The 3,634-nt window shown below is 69.8% G+C and carries 4 protein-coding genes; 2 read left to right on the plus strand and 2 right to left on the minus strand.

From position 1 onward, the window contains the following. Window positions 1–904, minus strand: a 904-nt coding sequence (locus tag VFW66_05640) for a hypothetical protein (GenBank protein ID HEX5386161.1), incomplete at its 3' end; no start/stop codon positions are given. A gap of 226 nt (window positions 905–1,130) precedes the next feature. On the opposite strand from VFW66_05640, the gene VFW66_05645 reads away from it, so the two are divergent. Further along, on the plus strand, window positions 1,131–2,471 hold the full coding sequence (locus VFW66_05645) for an ATP-binding protein (protein ID HEX5386162.1): 1,341 nt from the start codon (window positions 1,131–1,133) through the stop codon (window positions 2,469–2,471). Between the two features lie 6 nt (window positions 2,472–2,477). On the opposite strand, the gene VFW66_05650 is transcribed toward VFW66_05645, so the two are convergent. Beyond that, window positions 2,478–3,035 (minus strand): hypothetical protein, encoded by a 558-nt coding sequence (locus tag VFW66_05650; GenBank protein HEX5386163.1) that lies wholly within the window; start codon window positions 3,033–3,035, stop codon window positions 2,478–2,480. Between the two features lie 103 nt (window positions 3,036–3,138). Here VFW66_05650 and VFW66_05655 point away from each other — a divergent pair. Further along, window positions 3,139–3,634, plus strand: a 496-nt coding sequence (locus tag VFW66_05655) for an FAD-dependent oxidoreductase (protein ID HEX5386164.1), incomplete at its 3' end; no start/stop codon positions are given.

Below are 3,634 nucleotides of genomic sequence, written 5' to 3' on the forward strand. Positions count from 1 at the left end.
TGAGCGCGGGGTCGCTGCCGCGGAGCACGCCCGCCACGTTCGGCGCGGTGATCGGCGTGCGCTCGATCTCAAGATGCACCCGGAGCCGCGGCGTGAGCGCGACGGTCGGGAGCGGCTGCTTCGCATCCGAGCGTTTGAGCAACTCGGCGTAGCTGTGCCCGGAGCCGGCGAAGAGGCGCTCGGCGTCCTTCGCTTCGACCGTCACGAGGACGCCGCGCTCCGCCGGGTCTGCGGCGAGCCCCGTGGTCGGCCGCGCACCGCGCCGCCTGCCCCGCCGGCGCGCGTTCGGGCGCGGCGGATCGGCGATGGCGATTCCTGCTACCGCGCCCCGTTGCTCCAACGTCTTCCACCGCGAGGCGCGGCCGTGCGCGAAGAGGGTGGCGCTCAGTCCCTGCGGCATCCGGTTGAGATAGACGGCCACCTTGCCATGCAGATCGACGCCGGCCAGATCGTCGTGCACGCCGGGGAGCGAGAGCCCGTAGCCCACGAAGACCAGCGGGCCGGCCACGTCGGCCACGCTCGATGGCGTGATCCGCACGCGCAGGGGAAGCGTGTCCGCGCCCGACGCCGTCTGGAGCACCACGTTCGAGCGCTCGGGGACCACGCGCACCTGCGCCAGTTGTACGGGCTGGAAGTAGCCGTTGGTGCCCGCGGGGGCGAGGCCGAGCGCGGCGAACTGGTCCGCCACGTAATGAGCGGCCTCCAGGTAGCCGGGGGTCCCGATGCGGCGGCCGTGCAGGCTGTCGGCCGCGAGGACGGTGATGGTGTGCCACCACCGCTGTGCGGCTGGCGAGGTGGGGTGCTGGACGCGCGAGGTGGTGTGCGGCGCCTGGGCGGTAGCCTGCTGCGCGCGCAGCGATGGAGCCGCCAGAACGAGCGCGGCAGCGACGATCGAGAAGGACAAGCGCGAACGTGGCATTGCGGTGTGAGTGCGAGAGCGCGACGTGATGGCTGGAATGAGGAATAATTGAACGGGCGGAACGCGCCGGAGCAATGCGCCAGCCCCGCGCGTCGGGCGGCGTGCTCGCCACCGGCATCCCCGCATGTTATCGTTTCGGTAACGGCACGCTCCGGGGCGCACGACCACTCCTGTGCGCATGGAGGACGCGACTTTCAGCTGCGAGGTGGCCATGCACCATGACGCCATGCGCAAGGTGGAAATGGTCAGTAGCACCGCCGGCCGGATCGGCGACGGCGTGATGGACGAGCGGTCGGAGGCACGCTCGCGCGAGCGCACCCGTCACGTCGCACTCGAGCATCTGATTCGCCTCATCGAGCACGAGCTCCCGGCCATGCGCGGGTCGGTACTGATTCTCGCGGACCGCGGAACCACGCTGCGACACTGCGCCGCCCCCAACCTTCCGGATGAGTACTGCCGGCTCATCGATGGCCTGCCAATCGGGCCCGCGGCCGGCTCATGCGGCACCGCCGCCTTCCGTCGAGAGCAGGTGGTGGTGGGCGACATCGCCACGGATGAGCTCTGGCGCGAATACCGGTCGTTCGCCCTCCCCTTCGGGCTCCGTGCCTGCTGGTCGACGCCCATCCGCGATCAGGAGGGCGCCGTGATCGGTACCTTCGCCATGTACTACGACGAGCCCCGCCTCCCCACCCCGCGCGAGCTGGATCTCACCGAGACGGCGACCATGCTCGCGGCGAGCATCATCATGCGTGCGCGGGCGGAAGCGGCGCTCCGCGAGAACGAGGCGCAGATGAGCCGCGCCCGCGCGCAGGCGGAGGCGGCCAATCGGGCAAAGTCGGAGTTCCTGGCCATGATGAGCCACGAGCTGCGCACGCCGCTCAACGCGATCGGCGGATACGCGACGCTCATGCGGGATGGCATCCCCGATCCCGTCAGTGCGGGGCAGCAGAACTATCTGCGGCGGATCATCGCGGCCCAGGAGCATGTGCTCGGCCTCATCGACATGGTGCTCACTCAGGCGAAGCTCGAGGCCGGGGAGATGACGTACCGGCTGGAGAGCATGCGCATGGGCGAGCTGCTGGACACGATCGAATCGCTCGTGCGGCCCCAACTCGCCGCCAAGGGCATCGTCTACGATTGCACGCTCTGCGACACGCGCCTCGCGATGCACGGCGACCGGCAGAAGACGGTGCAGATTCTCCTCAACCTCATCTCCAACGCGGTGAAATTCACGCCGCGCGAGGGGCGCATCACGCTCCGCACATCGGTGCTGGAGGCAGGGCGGGTGCTCATCGGCGTGCGCGATACCGGCGTCGGCATGACCGCCGAACAGATGGCGAACGTCTTCGAGCCGTACACGCAGTTCGAGAATCGCCTCACGCGCGAGCAGAAGGGGACGGGGCTCGGGATGCCGATCAGCCGCGAGCTGGCGCGCGGGATGGGCGGAGATCTGACCGTGGAGAGCGAGCCCGGCGCGGGGACGGAATTTCTGTTGACGCTCCCGGCGGAAGTGGCTGACGCGCGGAGGGAGGCGGGCACACCGCGCGAATGAGCCGGGCTACCCCGGCCTCTCCGCGCCCTCGCCTTCATTCCGCTCGCGTTGCGCGACCGCAATGTAGACCACGGTGTCCCACGCGTTGCGGATGCCGAGGAAGAGCAGCAGCAACACCACCGCTCCCACGATGAACAGCGCGCCCGCCGCGTGAGCGGGGAGCAGCGCGGCGCTGACGATCAGCGCGGCGTACGCGGCCAGCGGCACGCCGGAGTACCAGATCCAGTCCTCGAGCACCGGCTTGTATGCGCCCTGACGCCGCGATCGCTTGACGGAGAGCGCCATGAACGCCACCCCGATAATGCCGCAGGCGGCTATGGCAAGCGCGGGCCCCGCGAGCGTCGTCCACGGCGCCGTGAGAATGCCGGCTAGCAGCAGCACCATGCAGAAGTGCAGAATGGTGGGCGTCCCGAAAGCCGACACGCTGAGCGAACTGCCCGCTTCCCGGTCCGCCACCAGCGCCATGACCACGAATTGCAAGCCGGTGAGTGCCGCGGCGGACGGACCGGTGATGAGATAGAAGTTCTCCCACGCGGCGAGGTGGGACGCGACTGCGGCATGCATGGCTATGCTCTATCTTTGCGCGCGAAGGTGGAGTCCAGGTCTGCTGGGCCGCAACGTGCGGCCGCCCCAATGAAGGAGCAGTTCACGATGAATGTGAGAGTCCATGACGAGCGCGCGCAAGTCCGCCGATCGCTCTGACCGCCGCACGCGCGCCATGGCCGGCAACCGGCGGCAACGTGTCGATACTGACGTCATCATCATCGGCGCGGGGGCGGCCGGCCTTGCCGCGGCGAACGTTCTGGTCGAGGGCGGCGCCGAGTGCATCGTGCTGGAGGCCCGCGGCCGCACAGGCGGCCGCATCGCCACCGAGTGGGCGCCCGGGTGTGTGACACCCATCGAGCTCGGCGCGGAATTCATCCACGGCGCCGCGCCACCCATTCCGCGCCTCGCGGAGCGCTACGGGCTGCGGGCGCTCGACATCGCCGGCGACCGATTCGAGCGGCTCGGCACACGACTCACCCCGGCTGTTGGAATGTGGTCACGCATCGATCGCGTGCTGGCCAGCCTCGATCCGCATTGCGATCCGGACCGCTCGCTCGCCGAGGGCCTGCGCGCCAATCGAAGCCGGCTGCCCGCGGCGGATCGGGCGATGGCCAGGC

The sequence above is a fragment of the Gemmatimonadales bacterium genome (assembly GCA_036279355.1).
GTDB lineage: Bacteria > Gemmatimonadota > Gemmatimonadetes > Gemmatimonadales > GWC2-71-9 > DASQPE01.